This window comes from Frigoribacterium faeni (assembly GCF_007988805.1).
In the GTDB taxonomy this organism is placed as follows: domain Bacteria; phylum Actinomycetota; class Actinomycetes; order Actinomycetales; family Microbacteriaceae; genus Frigoribacterium; species Frigoribacterium faeni.
Genome location: NZ_BJUV01000006.1, coordinates 81446 through 101830 on the forward strand (window position 1 = coordinate 81446; position 20385 = coordinate 101830).

A 20385-nucleotide genomic window follows, 5' to 3' on the forward strand; every position below is an offset into this window, starting at 1 on the left:
CGGTGCTTTCGTTCCTCCGCGGCGGCCCGGCGCGGCCCGGCGGCCCGGCGCGGCGTGGCATGTGCATGCAGCCCGTGGACTCGTGTCCGGGTCAGGACGGCAGCAGAACGCGCCACTCTGGCAGAGGTGGACGTGTCGCGGTGTCGGAGGGCCGCCCTAGAGTCGTGAGGTGACCGCCAGCCCGCCCCGCGCCTCCTCCGCTTCCATCCCCTCCGCCGGGGCAGTCGAGGCCGCCGCCACGCCGCCCGGCGCGCCCGGCCCCGGTGCCGGCGCGGGTCTCGGCTTCGCCCTCGGCGCCTACGGGCTCTGGGGCGTCCTGCCGGTGTTCTTCCTGTTGATGTCGCCGTCGGGCCCGTTCGAGATCGTGGCCTGGCGCATCGTCTTCTCGCTGGTCTTCTGCGTCGTCCTGCTCGCCGTCACGCGCGGGTTCCCGTCGTTCGTGGCGCTGCTGCGCCAACCGCGGCTGGTCGCGACCATGGGGCTCGCCGGTGCGCTCATCGTCGTCAACTGGACGACCTTCATCGTGGCGACCCTCGCCGGGCACGTGGTCGAGGCGGCCCTCGGGTACTTCATGAACCCCATCGTCACGATCCTGCTCGCGGTGGTCGTGCTGCGCGAGCGCCTCCGACCCGCCCAGTGGGTGGCGGTCGGGCTCAGCGTCGTCGCCGTCGCCGTGATCGTCGTCGGAACGGGCCGGGTGCCGTGGGTGTCGCTCGTGCTCGCGTTCTCGTTCGGTCTCTACGGGCTGGTCAAGAAGCAGGTCGGCGGGCGCGTCGACGCCATCGGCGGTCTCACCCTCGAGACGATGCTGCTCACCCCCGTGGCGGCGGCCGCGCTCGTGGTCATGGGCGTCACCGGCATCGGGGGCGGGCTCGTCTTCGGCACCGTCGGCGTGCTGCACACGCTCACCGTGATCAGCTCGGGCATCGTGACCGCCGTGCCGCTGCTCTTCTTCGCGGCGGCGACCCGCCGACTGCCGCTGGCGACGATCGGGCTCACCCAGTACCTCGCACCCGTGCTGCAGCTGATCGTCGGCGTCGTGCTGCTGCACGAGGAGATGCCCGTCACGAGGTGGATCGGGTTCGCCATCGTCTGGCTCGCGCTGATCGTGCTCACCGTCGACGTGATCGTGAATTCGCGACGCCAGCGCAACCCTGAGTCGATGTCACGAATTGCTAACGAAACCCCTGAGTGACGACCAGAACACACGCCAGAAACAATCCAGCCCTAGTTTCGACTCAATCGCGAGGACCGTCTGCCTAGTGTCGGTCCGGCTCTCCGCGCTTCACGAAAGGGACTACGGATGATCCGATCCACCAAAGGCCTGAAGGCCCTGGCGCTCGCAGGGGCCGCCTCGGTCTTGCTCGCCGCCTGTTCGTCGACGTCGTCGGCTCCTGAGGACGGCGGCTCGTCGTCGCCGTCGGCTTCGCAGAAGGCCGACCCCGCAGCATCGTGCGAGGCTCCCAGCAGCCCCGGACAGGACGCACTCCGCATCGGCACGATCCTGCCGAACACGGGCACCCTCGCCTACCTCGCCCCGCCCGCCGAGGCCGGCATAGGCCTCGCCGTCGAGGACATCAACGCCGCCGGCGGCGTCCTCGACCAGGACGTCACCGTCGAGCCCCGCACCGACTCGGGCGACAGCAACGACCTCACCGTGTCGAGCGCTGCAGCGACGCAGCTGATCGACGCGAAGGTCCCGGTCGCGATCGGCGCCGAGTCGTCGAGCGTCACGCTCAACGTCATCGACCAGCTGACCGCCGCCTGCATCGTCGAGATCTCGCCGGCCAACACGGCCTCCGCGCTCAGCGGGTACTCGTCGTACTACTTCCGCACCGCTCCGCCGGACTCCGTGCAGGGCTCGGCGCTCGGCACGCAGATCGTCAACGACGGCCGCGCCAACGTCGCCTTCCTCGTCTTCAACGACACCTACGGCACCGGTCTCCGTGACGCCGTGCAGGAGTCGGTCGAGGCGTCCGGCGGCAGCGTCGTCTACGGCGGCACCGGCGAAGGCCAGGAGTTCCCTCCCGGTCAGACGACCTTCTCGTCCGAGGTGACGGCGGCTCTGGCCACCGACCCCGACGCGATCGTCATCCTCGCCTTCGACGAGACCAAGTCGATCGTCCCCGAGCTCGTCGCTCAGGGTGCTGACATGACCTCGATCTACATGTCGGACGGCAACACGGCCGACTACAGCGAGGACTTCGACCCGGGCACCCTCGAGGGCGCTCAGGGCACGATCCCCGGCGCGTTCCCCTCGACCGACCTGCAGAAGCGCTTCAGCGACTTCTACCAGGAGAGCGCCGGCTCGGCCCTGACCGACTACTCGTACGCACAGGAGTCGTACGACGCCACCATGCTCGCCGCGCTCGCCGCGGTGAAGGGCGGCGGAACCGACTCGGGCACCATCCAGGCCAACATGGCTGCGGTGTCCGGCGCCGACGGCGGTACCGAGTGCACCACCTTCGCCGACTGCAAGACGGCGATCGAGGCCGGTGACGACATCCACTACACCGGTCCCTCCGGCATCGGACCGTTCGACGACCAGAACGACCCGTCGAGCGCCTTCATCGGCATCTACAAGTTCGACGCCGACAACAAGATCGTCTACCAGACGGCGGTCGAGGGCACGGTCCAGTAACACGACCTGTCTCACTCTGCGGAGGCCCCGGCGCGACAGCGTCGGGGCCTCCGTCGTGCGCCCGCCCGTCGGCGTCTGCTCGAGTGGTCAGAAGATGCTCTTCGTGGCGCGGTGAAGAGCATCTTCCGACCACTCGATCGTGGTGCGGGCGCGTGAGGGGCGCGAGGGGCACGGTGGCGTGGGGTGGGCGCGAGGGGCGCGTGGTGCACGTGAGGGCGTCGTGGGGGCGCGAAGGTCACGGTGGCGTGGGGCGGGCGCGAGGGGCGCGGGGTGGGCGTGTGGAGGTGTGAGGCGTGGCGTGGGGCGCGTGAGAGGGGCGCTAGGGGCGCGCGAGGGGCGCGTGGTGCACGTGAGGGCGTCGTGGGGGCGCGAAGGTCACGGTGGCGTGGGGCGGGCGCGAGCGGGCGCGGGCGCGGGGGCGGGCGCGGGCGTCCCTCGCGACGAGCGTCCAGGGGCGTCGCCCGCGACGAACCCTGGTCGGCGTCTGCTCGAGTGGTCAGAAGATGCTCTTCGTGGCGCGGTGAAGAGCATCTTCCGACCACTCGATCGTGGTGCGGGCACAAGGGGCGCTTGGCGGGCGTGTGGAGGTGTGAGGCGTGGCGTGGGGCGCGTGAGAGGGGCGCGAGCGGGCGTGGGGGTGCGATGGCGTGGGCGCCCCCGAGACGAGCGTCCGCGGCGTGAGACGCTCCCGACGACGAGCGTGCAGGGGCGTCGACCGCGCCGAACCCTGGCCGGCGTCTGATCGAGTGGTCAGAAGATGCTCTTCGTGGCGCGGGGAAGAGCATCTTCCGACCACTCGATCGTGCGGCGGGTACGAGAGGCGCGAGAGGCGTGCGGGGGCGTGAGGCTCGCGCGACGTACGTGGGCGTGGGTGCCCCTCCGGGCGACGCCCGCCCCGCACCGCTCCGCCCAGCCCCCCCGCCTCCACACACGAAGGAGGCCCCGCACGGCGAGCGTGCGGGGCCTCCGGGGTGCGCGCAGGGCACGCGATGCGCGGGTCAGTGCGAGTCGTCGACGTCCTTCGCGAGGGTGCCGAGGTAGAGCTCGATGACCTTGGGGTCGTCGGCCAGCTCGCGGCCGGTGCCCGAGTAGGCGTTGCGGCCCTGGTCGAGCACATAGCCGCGGTCGCAGATCTGCAGGCAGCGGCGGGCGTTCTGCTCGACCATGATCACCGAGACGCCGGCCTTGTTGATGCGGCGGGTGCGGATGAAGGTCTCGTCCTGCCGGACCGGCGAGAGTCCGGCGGACGGCTCGTCGAGCAGCAGCACCTTCGGGTCCATCATCAGCGCGCGCGCCATGGCGACCGACTGCCGCTCGCCGCCCGAGAGCGAACCGGCCCGCTGGCCGCGGCGGTCGCCGAGCACCGGGAACAGGTCGTAGATGTACTCGAGCCGCTCGGCGAACTTCTTGGGGCGGAGGAACATCCCCATCTGCAGGTTCTCCTCGATGGTGAGCGAGGGGAACACGTTGTTGGTCTGCGGCACGAAGCCCACGCCGGCCTGCACCAGCTTGTTGGCCTTCAGGTTCGTGATGTCCTCGCCGCCGAGCGTGACCGCTCCGGAGTGGATCTTCACCAGCCCGAAGAGCGCCTTCAGCAGAGTCGACTTGCCGGCGCCGTTCGGGCCGATGATGCCGATCAGCTCGCCCGGGTAGCAGACCAGGTCGCAGCCGTTGAGGATGTTGACCCCGGGCAGGTAGCCCGCCACGAGGTCGCTGGCGTTCATGATCGGTTCGATGCCCGCGAACTTCTCGGTTCCCGGGTGCATCTGGGTGGTCGAGGCGCTCATGCCTTCTTGTCTCCGGTCTGCTGGTCGTCCGCCGCGTTCGTGGCGGCCGGGGTCGAGGGGTCGGGCTCGCCGGGCAGGTCGCGTCCGGGGACGCCGCCGGCCGAGGAGGCGCTGGTCGCGTCGTCCGCACGAGCCGCGTCCTCCGCGGCCACCTCCTGCTCGAGCTCCTCGAGCACGGCGTCGGTGAGCAGCGCATCGTCGCCCAGGTCGGTGTCGTGGTGGGCGCCGAGGTAGGCGTCGATGACGGCCTGGTCGTCCATCACGGTGTCGGCGGGGCCCTCGGCGACGACCTTGCCCTCGGCCATGACGATGACCCAGTCCGAGATGTGCCGGACCATGTGCATGTCGTGCTCGACGAAGAGCACCGTGGTGCCCTCGTCGCGCAGCGACTGGATGTGACCGAGCAGCGACTGCGTCAGGGCCGGGTTGACCCCGGCCATCGGCTCGTCGAGCATGATCATCTCGGGGTCGCTCATGAGGGCGCGGGCCATCTCGAGGAGCTTCCGCTGGCCGCCCGAGAGGCTGCCGGCGTAGTCGTCCTTCTTCTCGTGCAGCTTGAACCGTTTGAGCAGGTCCTCGGCCTTGGCCGTGATCTCCCGCTCGCGGGCCTTCCAGAGCGGGGGGATGATCCCGACGAAGAAGTTCTCACCCGGCTGGTCGCGGGCGCCGAGCAGCATGTTCTGCATGACGGTGAGGCGCGACAGGGCCTTGGTCAGCTGGAACGTGCGCACCATGCCGGCGCGGGCCACCTTGGCCGCGCCGACGTTGCCCATCGGCTTGCCGTTGAAGACCCACTTGGCCGTCCCGTCGCCGCGGTTGAACGTGGTCGGCGCGGAGGAGGCCTTGTCGAAGCCGGTCAGCAGGTTGAAGAAGGTCGTCTTGCCGGCCCCGTTCGGGCCGATCAGCGCCGTGATCGCGCCGCGCTGCACCTCCACGTGTCCTACGTCGACGGCGGTCATGCCGCCGAAGCGACGGACCACGTTGTCGACCGTGAGGATCGGGTCGGGCTTGGTCGATCCGGGGGTGCGGTCGACGCTTCCGAGCTTGCCGCGGAGGACGTCGCGGTCGTAGTCGTAGCCGGCCTTGCGGGCCCGGCCACCGGTCGTGGTTGTCTCAGACACTGAACGACAGCTCCTTCTTGTTTCCGAGGATCCCTTGTGGCCTGAAGATGATCAGGCACATGAGGGCGACGCCGACGAGCACGTACGAGAACTGGTCGGCCTGTTGGTTGCTCATGATGCTCGCGGGGATGAAGTCCCCTGCCAGGGTGCGGATCAGCAGCCGGACCGTGAAGAACAGGATCGAGCCGAGCACCGGACCGAACACCGTCGCGGCGCCGCCGAGCAGCAGGGCCGTCCAGATGAAGAACGTGGTCGAGCGGCCGAGGGCGTCGGGCTGGACGGAGGACGGCAGCACGTAGATGATGCCGGCGAGCGAGCCGATCACGCCGCCGAACACCAGCGCCTGCATCTTGTACGAGAAGACGTTCTTGCCGAGGCTGCGCACGGCGTCCTCGTCCTCGCGGATGCCCTTCAGCACGCGGCCCCAGGGGCTGCGGCTGAGGAGGAACACGATGACGCAGAGCAGGGCGACGAGGCCCCAGGCCACGATGCGGATCCACCAGCCGCTGACGCCGTTGTTGTCGTAGGTGAACCACAGGATCGTGGTCTGGCCGTCGGGCAGCGGGGACAGGGCGGTGAAGGCGTCGCGGTACGACGAGCCGGTGATGCCGTTCGAGCCGCCGGTGACGTCGGTCAGGATGCTCGATCTGCCGACCATCCTGATGATCTCCGCCGCGCAGATGGTCACGATCGCCAGGTAGTCGCCCCTCAGCTTCAATGTCGGGACGCCGAGGATGAGCGCGAACACGAGACCGCAGAGGAGGCCGATCAGCACGGCCACGCCGATGGGCAGTCCGCTGGTGAGCGAGATGGCGAAGCCGTAGGCGCCGACCAGCAGGAACGCCGCCTGGCCCATGTTGATCAGGCCGGTGAAGCCGAAGTGGATGTTGAGGCCGATGGCCGCCAGGGCGAACGCGGCCGTGGTGGGCGCGAGCGCCTCGCCGGTGAGGGCTCGGAGGAGTGAGATGACGTAGTCCATGAGAAGTCCCCTTAACCGATCCGCTCGGCGCGACCGAAGATGCCCTGCGGACGGAACAGCAGGATCACGATCAGGATCAGCAGCGCGGTGGCGTACTTGAAGTCACCCGGCAGCACCAGGTTGGTCAGCTCGACGATGACGCCGATGATGAGCGAGCCCGCGAGGGCGCCGAACGAGGTGCCCAGTCCGCCGAGGGTCACGGCGGCGAACATGAGCAGCAGGATCTGCAGACCCGTCATCCAGTTGACGCCGTTGAGCACGAGGCCGAGCATGACGCCCGAGAGACCGGCGAGAGCCGCGGCGACCGTCCACACGAGGCGGATGATGCGGTCCACGTCGATACCGGAGGCCGCGGCCAGGGCCGGGTTGTCCGACACGGCGCGGGTGGCGCGACCGGTGCGGGTCTTCGTCAGGAACAGCCCCGTCAGCACGAGCACCACGACCGAGATGCCCATGGCGACGTACGACTGCACCGTCAGCGTGATGCCGGCGAGCGTGACCGTCGACGGGTTGGCCGTCTGGATCCGCACCGTCGCGGCTCCGAAGAAGTACTGGAACGCGTACTGCAGCGCGATCGAGAGGCCGATCGTGACGATCATGAGCTGGGTCAGGCTCAACCCCCGCCGTCGCAGGGGCTTCCAGATCGCCCAGTCCTGGATGAACCCGGTCGCCGCGCAGAGCACGACGGTGATCATCGCCGCCAGGAAGATGTTCATGCCCAGCTGGTTGGCGAAGACGTACGCCAGCAGACCGCCGAGGGTCACCTGCTCGCCGTGCGAGAAGCTGCTCAGTCCGGTCGTGCCGTAGATCAGCGAGAGGCCGATGGCCGCGAGGGCCAGCAGCAGGCCGAGTCGGATGCCCGACGCGAGCTGCTGTCCGACGCGATCCCAGTTGAAGGCGGCCGCCGTGTCGCCGGTCGTGGCGCCCTCGGTCGCGCTGAGCTGGAAGATCACGCCCGCGTTGGCGCCGAGCGTGGCGTTGACCATGCGCTCGTCCTGCTCGGCGTTCGTGAGGAACTGGCCGTCGGGCAGCGAGTCGGTGTCGAGGGCGACCGTGTACTGGCCGCCTTCGGTGACGGGGAGGGCCCACCGGCCGGTGCCGTCGACCTCGGCCGTGCCGGTGAAGCCGCCGGGGCCGGTCACGGTGAGGACGACGCCGGTGGCCGGCTCGCCCTCGTCGGTGCGGATGCTGCCCTGGATGCAGGCGGTGCTCGCGTCGACGGTGCAGGAAGCGGTCGCTCCGCCCTGGGCCCTCGCGGGCTCGGGCGTGATCATCACGGAGAGGAAGGCGCCGGCGAGGCCGAGCAGCAGTGCCAGAACGGTGACGATCAGGGCAGGCCGCAGCGGTGCCTGCGGTGCGATGGTCGTGTCGGGTTTCACGGAACCTCCTGGACAGGTGCCAGTCGGGGCGATGCCCCGGGTGCCGCTGGCTCACCGTCGTTGGTGACGCTACTTTCGCCGTGTGTCGGCCATGTTTCGTGCACGACACAGGCAAGAGTCGAAAATTCGTCGCTGTTTTGTGACCTTCGCGCGCCTCCCGGGCCCTTTCCGGGCCTCCACGACCGGAATGCAGGAGGCGCGGGGCGGGTTAACATCGACTACCGGCAGTCGACGGCGATCCGGTGCACACCGCCCACCTCATCTCGCTCCTTCGAAGGGGACTCATGGACCAGCCGGATCCGTTCGGATTCATCGGACTCACGTACGACGACGTCATGCTCCTCCCCGGGCGCACCGACGTGATCCCGAGTGAGGCCGACACCTCGTCTCGTCTGACGAAGCGCATCCGCGTCGCCGTCCCTCTGCTCTCGGCGGCGATGGACACCGTCACCGAGTCGCGCATGGCCATCGCCATGGCGCGCCAGGGCGGCATCGGCATCATCCACCGCAACCTCTCCATCGAGGACCAGGCCGCGCACGTCGACAAGGTCAAGCGCAGCGAGTCGGGCATGATCACCAACCCGGTCACCACGTCGCCCGACGCGACCGTGGCCGAGGTCGACGCGATCTGCGGTCAGTTCCGCGTCTCGGGCCTGCCGGTCGTCGAGCGCGACGGCACCCTCGTCGGCATCATCACCAATCGCGACATGCGCTTCGTCTCGCCGTTCGAGATGCAGACGACCCTCGTGCGCGACGTCATGACGAAGGCGCCGCTCGTCACCGCGCCCGAGGGGGTCGACCCCGACTCCGCCGTGGCGATCTTCGCCGAGCACAAGATCGAGAAGCTGCCCCTCGTCGACGCCGACGGCAAGCTGCGCGGTCTCATCACCGTCAAGGACTTCGACAAGAGCGAGAAGTACCCCGACGCCACCAAGGACGACGAGGGCCGACTGCGCGTCGGCGCCGCGATCGGCTTCTTCGGCGACGCCTGGCAGCGCGCCTGCGCCCTGCGCGACGCCGGTGTCGACGTGCTCGTCGTCGACACCGCCAACGGCGAGAGCTCGGGCGAGCTCGACATGATCCGCCGCATCAAGGCCGACCCGTCGTTCGCGTCGATCGACGTGATCGGCGGCAACGTCGCCACTCGCTCGGGCGCCGAGGCCCTCATCGAGGCCGGCGCCGACGCGATCAAGGTCGGCGTGGGCCCGGGCTCGATCTGCACGACCCGTGTCGTGTCGGGCGTCGGCGTGCCGCAGGTGACCGCCGTCTACGAGGCGTCGCTGGCCGCTCGCGAGGCCGGCGTCCCGGTCATCGCCGACGGTGGGCTGCAGTACTCGGGCGACATCGCGAAGGCGCTCGTCGCCGGCGCGGACACGGTCATGCTCGGCTCCCTGCTGGCGGGCTGCGACGAGAGCCCCGGCGACCTCGTCTTCGTGAACGGCAAGCAGTTCAAGAACTACCGCGGCATGGGATCGCTCGGCGCGATGCAGACCCGCGGCAAGAACACGTCGTACTCGAAGGACCGCTACTTCCAGGCGGATGTGCCGAGCGACGACAAGCTCATCCCCGAGGGCGTCGAGGGCCAGGTGCCCTACCGCGGCGCCCTGGGCAACGTGGTCTACCAGCTCACCGGCGGCCTGCGGCAGTCGATGTTCTACGTGGGCGGACGCACGGTCGACGAGCTCAAGATGAAGGGCAAGTTCGTCCGCATCACCGCGGCCGGGCTGAAGGAGAGCCACCCGCACGACCTGCAGATGGTCGTCGAGGCGCCCAACTACCGCCGCTAGGCCCCGCGTGCCCGCCCGGCGCCGGGCGGGTGCGGGGTGGGCTCCGGGTGACGTCGCGACGCGGCCCGGGGGCTCGACCCGGGCCTCCGGTAAGGTGGCACGGTGACTGAGGTAGAGATCGGCGTGTCCAAGCGAGCCCGACGCGCGTACGCATTCGACGACATCGCGATCGTCCCGAGCCGCCGGACCCGCGATCCGCGCGACGTGTCGGTCGGCTGGTCGATCGACGCGTTCCAGTTCGAGACGCCGATCATCGCCGCGCCGATGGACTCCGTGGTCAGCCCGGCCACCGCCATCCGCATGGGCCAGCTCGGCGGCCTCGGCGTCCTCGACCTCGAGGGCGTCTGGACCCGCTACGACGACCCCGAGGCCGTCCTCGCCGAGATCCGCGGTCTCTCCGACGACGAGTCCGTCGTGCGGATGCAGGAGATCTACTCCCAGCCCATCAAGCCCGAGCTCGTCACGGCGCGCATCGCCGAGATCCGCGCCGCCGGTGTGCCGGTCGCCGCCGCCCTCAGTCCGCAGCGCACCCAGGACCTCTACCAGACGGTGGTCGACGCCGGCGTCGACCTCTTCGTGATCCGGGGAACGACCGTCTCGGCCGAGCACGTCTCGAAGAACGCCGAGCCGCTCAACCTCAAGAAGTTCATCTACGAGCTCGACGTCCCCGTCATCGTCGGCGGCGCCTCGACCTACACCGCCGCGCTGCACCTGATGCGCACGGGGGCTGCGGGCGTGCTCGTCGGGTTCGGGGGCGGCGCCGCCAGCACGACCCGCGCCTCCCTGGGCATCCACGCGCCGATGGCGAGCGCCGTCGCCGACGTCGCCGGTGCGCGCCGCGACTACCTCGACGAGTCGGGCGGGCGCTACGTGCACGTCATCGCCGACGGCGGGCTCGGCACCTCGGGCGATCTGGTCAAGGCCATCGCCTGCGGCGCCGACGCCGTCATGCTCGGGGCCGCGCTGGCCCGTGCCGACGACGTCCCCGGCGGCGGATTCCACTGGGGCGCCGAGGCTCACCACCCCGAGCTCCCGCGCGGCCGTCGCATGCAGGTCGGCACGGTCGGCTCGCTGGAGGAGATCCTCTACGGCCCGGCCACCTCGGTCGACGGCACGTCGAACATCATGGGCGCCCTGCGCCGCTCGATGGCGACGACGGGCTACAGCGACCTCAAGGAGTTCCAGCGCGTCGAGGTCGTGGTGGCCCCCTACCAGCCTCACTAGCGTTTGATGGGGTCGAGGGCGCGATGGCGTGCCCCCGATCCGATCCCACGATGGAGGCTCTCATGGCCAGGTCCGCGTCCGTTTCGCTCTCCACGAAGCTCGGCCCCGACGAACGGGCCGCAGCGGTCGAGGCGCTCAAGACCAGAGAGCTCGACATCCTCGTGATCGGCGGTGGCATCGTCGGGGCGGGGTCGGCCCTCGACGCCGTGACCCGCGGGCTCAGCGTCGGCATCGTCGAGGCCCGCGACTGGGGCTCCGGCACGTCGAGCCGGTCGTCGAAGCTCGTGCATGGCGGCATCCGCTACCTCGAGCAGCTCAACTTCCGGTTGGTGCGCGAGGCGCTGATCGAGCGCGGTCTGCTGCTGCAGCGCCTGGCGCCCCACCTGGTCAAGCCCGTGAGGTTCCTCTACCCCCTCAGCAAGCCCGTGTACGAGCGCTTCTACATCGGCGCCGGCATGGCCCTCTACGACATCTTCAGCTGGACGGGAGGGCGCCCGCCCGGGGTGCCGCACCACCGCCACCTGACCAAGACGCAGGTGCTGCGCGCCATCCCCAGCCTGTCGAAGGACGCGGTCGTCGGCGGGCTGACCTACTACGACGCCCAGGTCGACGACGCGCGCTACGTCTCGTCGCTGGTGCGGACCGCCGCGGCCTACGGCGCCCACGCGGCCAGCCGCATCCGCGTCGAGGGGTTCGTCAAGGTCGGCCAGCGGGTGGTCGGGGTCAAGGCGCACGACTACCAGACCGGCGAGCACTTCGAGATCCGCGCCAGGCAGGTCGTCAACGCCACCGGCGTCTGGACGGACGACACCCAGGCGATGGTCGGCGAGCGGGGCGGCTTCAAGGTGCGGGCCTCGAAGGGCGTTCACCTCGTGGTGCCGCGCGACCGCATCCACTCCGACATGGGCATGATCTTCCGCACCGAGAAGAGCGTGCTGTTCGTGATCCCGTGGGGTCGGCACTGGCTGGTCGGCACGACCGACACCGACTGGGACCTCGACAAGGCCCACCCCGCGGCGACCGCCGCCGACATCGACTACATCCTCGAGCACGTCAACAAGGTCATGGCCGTGCCCCTGACCCGCGACGACGTCGAGGGCGTCTACGCGGGTCTCCGCCCCCTCCTGGCGGGCGAGTCCGACCAGACGTCCAAGCTCTCGCGCGAGCACATCGTGGCGCACACCGTGCCCGGCCTGGTCGTGGTCGCCGGCGGCAAGTGGACGACCTACCGCGTGATGGCGGAGGACGCGGTCGACGAGGCCGCGGCGGCGCTCGACGGCCGGATCCCCGAGAGCACGACGATGGAGATCCCGCTGCTGGGGGCCGAGGGCTATCACGCGGCGTGGAACAAGCGCGGCAAGATCGCGAAGGCCTTCGGCGTGCACAAGGTGCGCATCGAGCACCTCCTGAACCGGTACGGGACGCTCACCGACGAGATCCTCGATCTGATCCGCGACGATCCGTCGCTCGCCGAGCCGCTGCCGGGAGCGGACGACTACATCCGCGCCGAGGTGGTCTACGCGGCGAGTCACGAGAGCGCCCTGCACCTCGAGGACGTCCTGGCGCGCCGCACCCGCATCTCGATCGAGGCCTGGGACCGCGGCGAGTCGGCCGCCCCCGTCGCCGCCCGGCTGATGGCCGGCGTGCTGGGCTGGAGCGACGCCGAGGCGGAGGCCGAGGTGGCGAACTACCTCAAGCGCGTCGCCGCCGAGCGCGCGAGCCAGCTCGAGCCCGACGACGAGTCGGCCGACCGCGTCCGACTCGAGGCGCCCGACATCACCTTCGGCTTCGACGAGGACGACATGGTCGTCCCCGGAGCGGACCAGGGAGGCGCGCCCCGGCCGGGCGAGGACGTCACCGAGCCTGCGGGCACCCCGGGCGACGACACCTCGGCGAGCGCACCGGGCGGCCGCAGCAGCTGACCCCCGCAGGGTGGAGACGAGGAGGCGCGGTGCCGGTGGACGGGCACCGCGCCTTCTCCTCGTCGAAGGCCCCGAGGGGCGTTCCGGGCCGGGAACAACCGCGCCCGGTCGCCGGTTGTCCCCACCGTGAGCAGCCCCGCCGGCGCGTCCGAGCCCGCGGCTAAGCTGAGACGACTGCCCCTGATCCCCACGGAGATGAACCATGGCTGACGTGCGTCGAGTGAAACTCCCCGGTGTGGGGGTGCTGCACACCTTCATCACCGACGACGGCGGCAAGTGCGGCGTCATCACCCACCGCTCCGGCCACAGCGACCTGATCACCTTCAGCGACGAGGCCGACGGGGCCGACGTCACCAAGGTCTCGCTGCGCCTGAGCGAGGACGAGGCGCACACCCTCGCCGAGCTGCTGGGTGGAACCCGCATCACCGAGTCGCTGTCGGCGCTCGATCAGATCCCGGGTCTCAGCATCGACTGGTTCACCGTCGACTACGACGACCACATCGCGGGGCAGCCCCTCGGCGACCTCGGAGCCCGTGGAGTGGTCGGGCTCACCGTCGTCGCCGTCGTGCGCGGCGACGCCGCCAACCCCGCCCCCTCGGGCGACTTCAAGGTCTTCCCCGGCGACACCCTCGTGGTCGCCGGCTCACCCGAGAAGGTCGCCAAGGCCTTCTCGTTCTATCGCACGGGCGAGCTGAAGCACCGGTCGCCGGTCGACGCCCCGCCCGGGGGCTGACGCCGATGCACCTGGGCGAAGAACTGATCGTCCTCGGCATCCTCCTGCTGCTGGCGTACGTGCTCGGTCGAGCGGGCAAGCTGATCGGGCTGCCCTCGATCCCGGTCTACATGCTGGTCGGCCTGCTGGCGAGCACGAACACCGGCTGGTTCCCGTTGAGCTTCGAGACCGACAGCATCGAGCTGATCGCGATCTTCGGGCTCATCCTGCTGCTGTTCAACCTGGGTCTCGAATTCGACCAGGACGAGTTCTTCTCGAACGCGGGGCGCCTGATCGTGTCGGGCGGCAGCTACATCGCCGTCAACATGGGCGTCGGTCTGGTGTTCGGCTTCATGCTGGGCTGGGGCACCCGCGAGGCGCTGATCATCGCGGGCATGACGGCCACGTCGTCGAGCGCCATCGTGACCAAGCTGCTGATCGAGCTGAACCGGCTGGCGAACCGCGAGACCCCGATGATCCTCGGGGTGACGGTCGTCGAGGACATCTTCATCGCGATCTACCTCGCGGTCGTCTCGGTCGTGCTGAGCGGTGAGACCGACCCGGTTCCGGTGATCCTGAAGCTGCTGGTCGCCTTCGCGTTCCTCGTGATCATGTTCTCGATCGCGCGCTGGGGCGGCAAGGTCGTCTCGCGCCTGATGCGGACGAAGGACGACGAGCTGTTCACCGTGCTCTTCTTCGGGCTCGCCGTCCTGTTCGGCGGTCTCGGCGAGGTGCTCGGGGTCACCGACGCGATCGGGGCGTTCCTGATCGGCCTGATCGCCGGCGCGACGCGCTACCGCAACCGCATCGAGCAGTTCGCGCTCCCGATGCGCGACGTCTTCGGAGCGTTCTTCTTCCTGAACTTCGGTCTCGGTCTGAACCCGGCGCTGTTCCCGACGGTCCTCGGGCCGGTGGCGATCGCGATCGGCATCACCGTGGGGCTCAACATCATCGCCGGGCAGTTCGTGGCGTGGCTCAACAAGCTGGGTCCGCAGGCCGGCATCAACACGGCGGCCATCCTGCAGAACCGCGGCGAGTTCGCGCTCATCCTCGCGACCCTGTCGATGGGGGCGGGGCTCGACGAGCGCCTGCAGCCGTTCGCCGGCCTGTACGTGCTGGTCATGGCCGTAATCGGTCCGCTGCTGGCCTCGAACTCCGAGCGGATCGGCGGCGTGCTGCTGCGCTCGCGCCGGCGCGCCGAGCGCGAGGCCGCCGAACGGCGTCGCCGCGAGAAGGAGGCGCGTGGTTCGGAGGAGATCGCCCTGATGGAGGCGGCGCTCGCCGACCGGGACGGCGGCGACCCGATCGACGGATCCGACGACGAGCCCCGGCGCGGTCCCGCGACGGCCGCCCCGGTGGCCGCGAGCCTCGACGCGGTGCGGACCACGGCGGAGGCGGACGACGACGACCTCGACGACCTCGACGAGCTGGACGCCGCCGAGGCGGCGATCTGGGCCGACCAGGCCGGGCAGCAGTCCGATCAGCGCGCCACCCGTCAGCGCGACCCCGAGTACTAGCCGGGGGCCCGCAGGGGGTGACCGGCGGGGCCGTCGCGATCCGCGCCTCCTGCCGGGCCGTCACCCAGCGGGGTCACCGGCGCACGACGGTACGATGCGTTCGTGAGCCGCCTCGACGAACGTCCCCTGACGACCGGTCCCGACGGTTCGCCCCTGCCCGAGACCATGTGGCAGGTCGCCCGCCGCGGTCGCTGGATCGCGATGCTGGTGCTCTCGCTCGTCATCTCGGGCATCTTCGCCTGGCTCGGTCATTGGCAGATCGAGCGCAGCATCGAGAGCGGGCAGGTCGCGAACCCCGAGACCGAGACGGTCAAGGTGCTCTCCGACGTGGCCGAGCCGCAGAGCCCGTTCTACGACAAGGTCGGCGGGCAGATGGTGACGGTCTCGGGCGAGTTCGCCCCCGACGACTTCCGCGTCGTGTCCGACCGGGTCAACGACGGCGACGTCGGCTACTGGCTGGTCGGCCGCTTCGTCGACGACGCGAACGGAGCCTCCACCGCCGTGGCCCTCGGCTGGTCCGCCGACGAGTCCGCCGCGACCGCCGCGGTCGACGACGTGCCCGTCGGCACCGAGCTGACCCTGACCGGGCGGTACTCGCCCAGCGAGGCTCCCAGCGACGGCGACTTCGAGAACGGGCGCGAGTCGGTGCTGTCGCTGGCCGCCCTGGTCAACGAGTGGACCGACTTCGACGGCGACGTCTACGGCGGCTACGTGGTGGCCGCCGACAGCTGGGGGTCGCTCGAGCGGATCTCCTCCCCGGCGCCGAGCGCCGACGTCTCGGTGAACTGGCTCAACATCTTCTACGCGATCGAGTGGGTCGTGTTCGCCGGGTTCGCGATCTTCCTCTGGTTCCGCCTCGTGCGCGACGCGTTCGAGCGCGAGATCGACGAGGCCGAAGAGGCGCGCGCCGAGGCCGACGCGACCGTCTGACCCCCTCGGCCCGCGCCTCCTCGGGGGGCGAATCGGCCGGTCCGCCCCGAGTAGAATCGACGCCATGCCTCCCAAGCCCCGGCAACGCGACATCCCGAAGATCCCGGGTGCAGTGAAGTTCTATCGCATCTCGGCGTACATCACCGGCGTCATGCTCCTGCTGCTCATCTTCGAGATGGTGTTCAAGTACACCCCTCTGCAGCTCGAGATGCAGCTCGGCGGCGAGGGCGGGTTCCTCGTCCCGAAGGACTCCATCACCACCGGGTTCAACCTCTCGACGGCCATCCTGATCGCCCACGGCTGGCTCTACGTCGTCTACCTCTTCGCCGACTTCCGCCTGTGGAGCCTGATGCGCTGGCCGTTCTCGCGGTTCCTCATCATCGCCCTCGGCGGTGTCGTGCCCCTGCTCTCGTTCTTCGTCGAGAGCCACATGACCAAGCTGGCCCTGCGAGAGCACGCGGCCCTGGTCGCCGACAAGCCGGATCAGACCGCCCAGAAGCCCCAGGGAGCCCCCGCGTGACAGAAGCCACCGAGACCGCCCAGAGCCCCGTGCTCGTCGTCGACTTCGGTGCGCAGTACGCGCAGCTGATCGCCCGACGCGTGCGCGAGGCCAACGTCTACTCCGAGATCGTGCCGCACACGATCACCGCGGCCGAGATCGCCGCCAAGAACCCCGTCGGCATCGTGCTCAGCGGTGGCCCGTCGAGCGTGTACGAAGAGGGCGCGCCGAGCATCGACCCGGCCATCTTCGAGCTCGAGGTCCCCGTGCTGGGCATCTGCTACGGCTTCCAGGCCATGGCGAAGGCCCTCGGCGGCGAGGTCGCGCACACCGGCCAGCGCGAGTACGGCGCCACCGACGTCACCCTCGTGCCGGGCGAGAGCACGCTGCTGTCGGGCCAGCCGCTCGAGCAGACCACGTGGATGAGCCACGGCGACTCGGTCTCGAAGGCGCCCGAGGGCTTCGACGTGCTCGCCTCGAGCGCCTCGACCCCGGTCGCGGCCTTCTCGAGCGACGCCCGCAGGCTCTACGGCGTGCAGTGGCACCCCGAGGTCAAGCACTCGTCGTACGGCCAGGCCGTGCTCGAGAACTTCCTGCACCGCGCCGCCGGCATCCCCGCCGACTGGAACAGCGGCAACGTCATCGCCGAGCAGGTCGAGCGGATCCGCGCCCAGGTGGGCGACTCCCGTGTCATCTGCGGACTGTCGGGCGGGGTCGACTCCGCCGTGGCCGCCGCGATCGTGCACAAGGCCGTCGGCGATCAGCTCGTCTGCGTCTTCGTCGACCACGGTCTGCTGCGCGCCGACGAGCGCCGTCAGGTCGAAGAGGACTACGTCGCCTCGACGGGCGTGCGTCTGGTGACGATCGACGCCGAGCAGCAGTTCCTCGATGCGCTCGCCGGCGTCTCCGACCCCGAGCAGAAGCGCAAGATCATCGGTCGGGAGTTCATCCGCACCTTCGAGGCCGCCGCCGAGGCGCTGGTGCTCGAGGCAGCCGCCGAGGGCGACTCGGCCGTGAAGTTCCTCGTGCAGGGCACGCTCTACCCCGACGTGGTCGAGAGCGGCGGAGGCACGGGCACGGCGAACATCAAGAGCCACCACAACGTGGGCGGCCTTCCCGAAGACCTCCAGTTCGAGCTCGTCGAGCCGCTGCGCACCCTGTTCAAGGACGAGGTGCGGGCGATCGGCCGCGAGCTCGGGCTGCCGGAGGTCATCGTCGGCCGCCAGCCGTTCCCCGGGCCCGGTCTGGGCATCCGCATCGTCGGCGAGGTCACGCACGACCGCCTCGAGCTGCTCCGTGCCGCCGACGCGATCGCTCGCGCCGAGCTGACCGCCGCCGGCCTCGACGACGAGATCTGGCAGTGCCCGGTGGTCCTGCTGGCCGACGTCCGCTCGGTCGGCGTGCAGGGCGACGGTCGCACCTACGGACACCCGATCGTGCTGCGCCCGGTGTCGTCCGAAGACGCGATGACCGCCGACTGGACCCGCCTGCCGTACGACGTGCTGGCGAAGATCTCGAACCGCATCACCAACGAGGTCGCCGGGGTCAACCGCGTCGTGCTCGACGTCACGTCGAAGCCGCCGGGGACCATCGAGTGGGAATGACCCACTAGGCCGACGGCCACTGGCCGTCGACCGGTCGAAGGCGCCCTCCACGTTCGCGTGGCGGGCGCCTTCCTCGTTCTCGGAGGTGGCTGCGTCGCCGGCCGGGGCGGGTGCCCCATGACGACGACGAGGGCCCCGTTCCGGTCGGAACGGGGCCCTCGTCGTGGGTGTCGCGGGCGACTAGTCGTTGCCTCGCAGGATGGCGAGCATCCGCAGGATCTCGACGTACAGCCACACGACGGTCATGACGATGCCGAAGGCGGCCGACCAGCCGTAGATGCGGGGTGCGCCGCGCTCGACGCCGGTCTTCACCTGGTCGAAGTCGAGCACCAGCGAGTACGCCGCCATGAGGATGACGAAGATGCCCAGGATGAAGCCGAGGGGGATGCCGGCGATCTCGTAGCCGCGCAGGCCCCACGGGTTGCTGTTGGCGCCGAAGGCCATCAGGCCCAGGTTGAGCAGCGAGAAGACGCCGTAGCCGATCATGCCGATCAGGAAGATCTTGGTGGCGCGCTTGGAGGCACGGACCTTGCCGCTCTTGAAGAGCAGCAGCGTGACGACGAAGACCGCGACGGTGCCGAGCAGCGCCTGCGTGACGATGCCGTCGTAGGTGCCCTCGAAGATGCGCGAGATGCCGCCGACGAACAGACCCTGGGCCGCCGAGTAGGCGAGCACGAGGCCGGCCGAGGGCTTCTTCTTGAAGATGTTGACGAGGGCGAGCACGAAGCCGGCGATGGCGCCGACGAAGGCGAGGGCGGGGACGAACCAGCCGATCGCCGCACCGACCAGGACGACGGCGAAGGCCGCGATCGTCTTGGTGATGGTGTCTTCGTAGGTCATGCGGTCGGTCTGCGACGGACCGGCGGAGGGCTGCGTGTAGAGGTTCTGCAGCTGCTCGGCGGTCATGCCGTCGTACTCGACGGGGCGCTGGCCAGCAGCGGCGCCGGCCTGCTGCTGCCGGATCACGGCAGCGCCCTTCTCTGAGAAGGCCGGCGACTGACTGAAGCCGGGATTCGAGAATGCCATCAGGATCCTTGTCTTGGTGATCGTGTCGGTCGCCGAGGGACTCGTCGGCCGTTCATCAACCGTAACGGCTGGTCTGTCTCGAATGGCTGGGGATTCGCCTGATGAGAGCCGTATTCGCGGCGGGCGAACGTGCAGTGCGTGCAGGGTTGCGGCGGGGGTGCGGGGTGCGCCGCGCCTCCTCGGGGAGGGGGCCCGCGCCTCCTCGACGCCCACCCGCCGCCGGGGCGCGCCCGTTAGCGTGGTCGGGTGACCACGGCACCCCTCGTCATCGCCCATCGCGGAGCCAGCGGCTATCGCCCCGAGCACTCCGAGGCGGCCTACCGGCTGGCCGTCGAGCTCGGGGCCGACGCCATCGAGCCCGACATCGTCGCCAGCCGCGACGGCGTGCTCGTGCTGCGCCACGAGAACGAGATCTCGGGCACGACCGACGTCGCGACCCGCCCCGAGTTCGCCGATCGCCGGACCACCAAGCGCATCGAGGGGGCCGACGTCGAGGGCTGGTTCACCGAGGACCTGACCTGGGCCGAGCTCGCGACGCTGACCGTGCGCGAGCGCCTGCCCGAGCTGCGGCCGCTCAGCGCGAGCCACGACGGCGAGGGGCGGATGCTGCGGCTGTCCGACCTGCTGCGTCTGCTCGACGACGCCGGGCGACGGGTGGGGCTCGTCGCCGAGATCAAGCACGCGACGTACTTCGACTCGATCGGCCTGCCCCTCGACCAGTTCGTGGCCGACGAGCTGCGGTCGGCCGGCTGGATCGACGACGAACGGCTGACGATCGAGAGCTTCGAGCAGACGGTGCTCGACCGGGTGCGCGATCGAGGCGTCGGCGGCCGTTCGGTCTACCTGCTCGAGAAGCGCGGGGCGGCGGCCGATCTCGTGGCCCGGTTCGGCTCGGCGGCCCCGACGTACACGTCGCAGCTCGAGGAGTCGTCGTTGGCGGCGCTCGCGGCGGCGGGTCGACACGGCATCAGCCTCGACAAGTCGACCCTGGTCGGCCCCGACGGGACGACGGAGGCGCGGGTCGTCGACGCCGCGCACGCCGCGGGCCTCGAGGTCTTCACCTGGACCCTGCGGGCCGAGAACGCGTTCCTCGCCCGGGCGCACCGCGGACCGGGCGGGCGGGAGGCGCGGGGCGACTTCGCGACGGAGTTCCGGTCGCTGATGGAACTCGGCGTCGACGGCGTCTTCGCCGACCAGCCGGAGCTCGCGATCGCCGTCCGCGATGCCCTCCGACCGGGTGTCGGTGGCCGCGTTTAG

16 protein-coding genes are annotated in these 20385 nt (G+C 70.2%); 11 read left to right on the forward strand and 5 right to left on the reverse strand.

Going from position 1 to position 20385, the window contains the following annotated elements; genetic code table 11:
- The first annotated feature begins 169 nt into the window (after positions 1–169).
- Positions 170–1195, forward strand: a complete 1026-nt coding sequence (rarD, locus tag FFA01_RS04520; protein ID WP_244289690.1) for an EamA family transporter RarD — start codon at positions 170–172, stop codon at positions 1193–1195.
- Between the two features lie 108 nt (positions 1196–1303).
- On the forward strand, positions 1304–2641 hold the full coding sequence (locus tag FFA01_RS04525) for an ABC transporter substrate-binding protein (protein WP_146853401.1): 1338 nt from the start codon (positions 1304–1306) through the stop codon (positions 2639–2641).
- A 998-nt stretch (positions 2642–3639) separates the two neighbouring features.
- Here the strand turns inward: FFA01_RS04525 and FFA01_RS04530 are convergent.
- From FFA01_RS04530 to FFA01_RS04545, 4 genes are read right to left on the reverse strand one after another with little or no spacing between them, the layout of a single operon-like run.
- Positions 3640–4407: an ABC transporter ATP-binding protein gene (locus FFA01_RS04530; RefSeq protein WP_146853506.1), complete on the reverse strand. Its 768-nt coding sequence runs from the start codon at positions 4405–4407 to the stop codon at positions 3640–3642.
- Between the two features lie 17 nt (positions 4408–4424).
- Positions 4425–5549, reverse strand: coding sequence for an ABC transporter ATP-binding protein (locus tag FFA01_RS04535; protein WP_146853403.1), 1125 nt, complete (start codon positions 5547–5549; stop codon positions 4425–4427).
- Complete coding sequence (locus FFA01_RS04540; protein WP_146853405.1) at positions 5542–6528, reverse strand: branched-chain amino acid ABC transporter permease; 987 nt, start codon at positions 6526–6528, stop codon at positions 5542–5544. Before FFA01_RS04540 ends, FFA01_RS04535 begins: the two co-directional genes overlap by 8 nt.
- 11 nt (positions 6529–6539) lie before the next feature.
- Positions 6540–7907, reverse strand: a complete 1368-nt coding sequence (locus tag FFA01_RS04545; protein WP_244289691.1) for a branched-chain amino acid ABC transporter permease — start codon at positions 7905–7907, stop codon at positions 6540–6542.
- Positions 7908–8191: 284 nt separating this feature from the next.
- On the opposite strand from FFA01_RS04545, the gene guaB reads away from it, so the two are divergent.
- The 8 genes from guaB (at position 8192) to guaA (ending at position 18102) form a co-directional block, all read left to right on the forward strand.
- Positions 8192–9694, forward strand: coding sequence for an IMP dehydrogenase (gene guaB, locus FFA01_RS04550; RefSeq protein WP_146853408.1), 1503 nt, complete (start codon positions 8192–8194; stop codon positions 9692–9694).
- Positions 9695–9796: 102 nt separating this feature from the next.
- Positions 9797–10918: a GuaB3 family IMP dehydrogenase-related protein gene (locus FFA01_RS04555; RefSeq protein ID WP_146853410.1), complete on the forward strand. Its 1122-nt coding sequence runs from the start codon at positions 9797–9799 to the stop codon at positions 10916–10918.
- A gap of 62 nt (positions 10919–10980) precedes the next feature.
- Positions 10981–12840: a glycerol-3-phosphate dehydrogenase/oxidase gene (locus FFA01_RS04560; RefSeq protein ID WP_146853412.1), complete on the forward strand. Its 1860-nt coding sequence runs from the start codon at positions 10981–10983 to the stop codon at positions 12838–12840.
- Between the two features lie 202 nt (positions 12841–13042).
- Positions 13043–13573: a cation:proton antiporter regulatory subunit gene (locus FFA01_RS04565; protein ID WP_146853414.1), complete on the forward strand. Its 531-nt coding sequence runs from the start codon at positions 13043–13045 to the stop codon at positions 13571–13573.
- 5 nt (positions 13574–13578) lie between these two features.
- Positions 13579–15069, forward strand: a complete 1491-nt coding sequence (locus FFA01_RS04570) for a cation:proton antiporter (RefSeq protein ID WP_146853416.1) — start codon at positions 13579–13581, stop codon at positions 15067–15069.
- A 102-nt stretch (positions 15070–15171) separates the two neighbouring features.
- Positions 15172–15999 carry an SURF1 family protein gene (locus tag FFA01_RS04575; RefSeq protein WP_146853418.1) on the forward strand — a complete coding sequence of 276 codons (828 nt, stop codon included), beginning with the start codon at positions 15172–15174 and terminating at the stop codon, positions 15997–15999.
- A gap of 64 nt (positions 16000–16063) precedes the next feature.
- On the forward strand, positions 16064–16519 hold the full coding sequence (locus FFA01_RS04580; protein WP_146853420.1) for a DUF3817 domain-containing protein: 456 nt from the start codon (positions 16064–16066) through the stop codon (positions 16517–16519).
- Entirely contained in the window at positions 16516–18102 is a 1587-nt protein-coding gene (gene guaA, locus FFA01_RS04585; RefSeq protein ID WP_146853422.1) for a glutamine-hydrolyzing GMP synthase, read from the forward strand. The genes FFA01_RS04580 and guaA overlap by 4 nt, the downstream gene beginning before the upstream one ends.
- 180 nt (positions 18103–18282) lie before the next feature.
- Here guaA and FFA01_RS04590 read toward each other — a convergent pair whose 3' ends face one another.
- Positions 18283–19128, reverse strand: coding sequence for a Bax inhibitor-1/YccA family protein (locus FFA01_RS04590; protein WP_146853424.1), 846 nt, complete (start codon positions 19126–19128; stop codon positions 18283–18285).
- Positions 19129–19374: 246 nt separating this feature from the next.
- Here FFA01_RS04590 and FFA01_RS04595 point away from each other — a divergent pair, with 246 nt between their 5' ends.
- The gene (locus FFA01_RS04595; RefSeq protein WP_146853426.1) at positions 19375–20385 is read left to right on the forward strand and encodes a glycerophosphodiester phosphodiesterase family protein; all 1011 of its coding nucleotides are present in this window, start codon (positions 19375–19377) and stop codon (positions 20383–20385) included.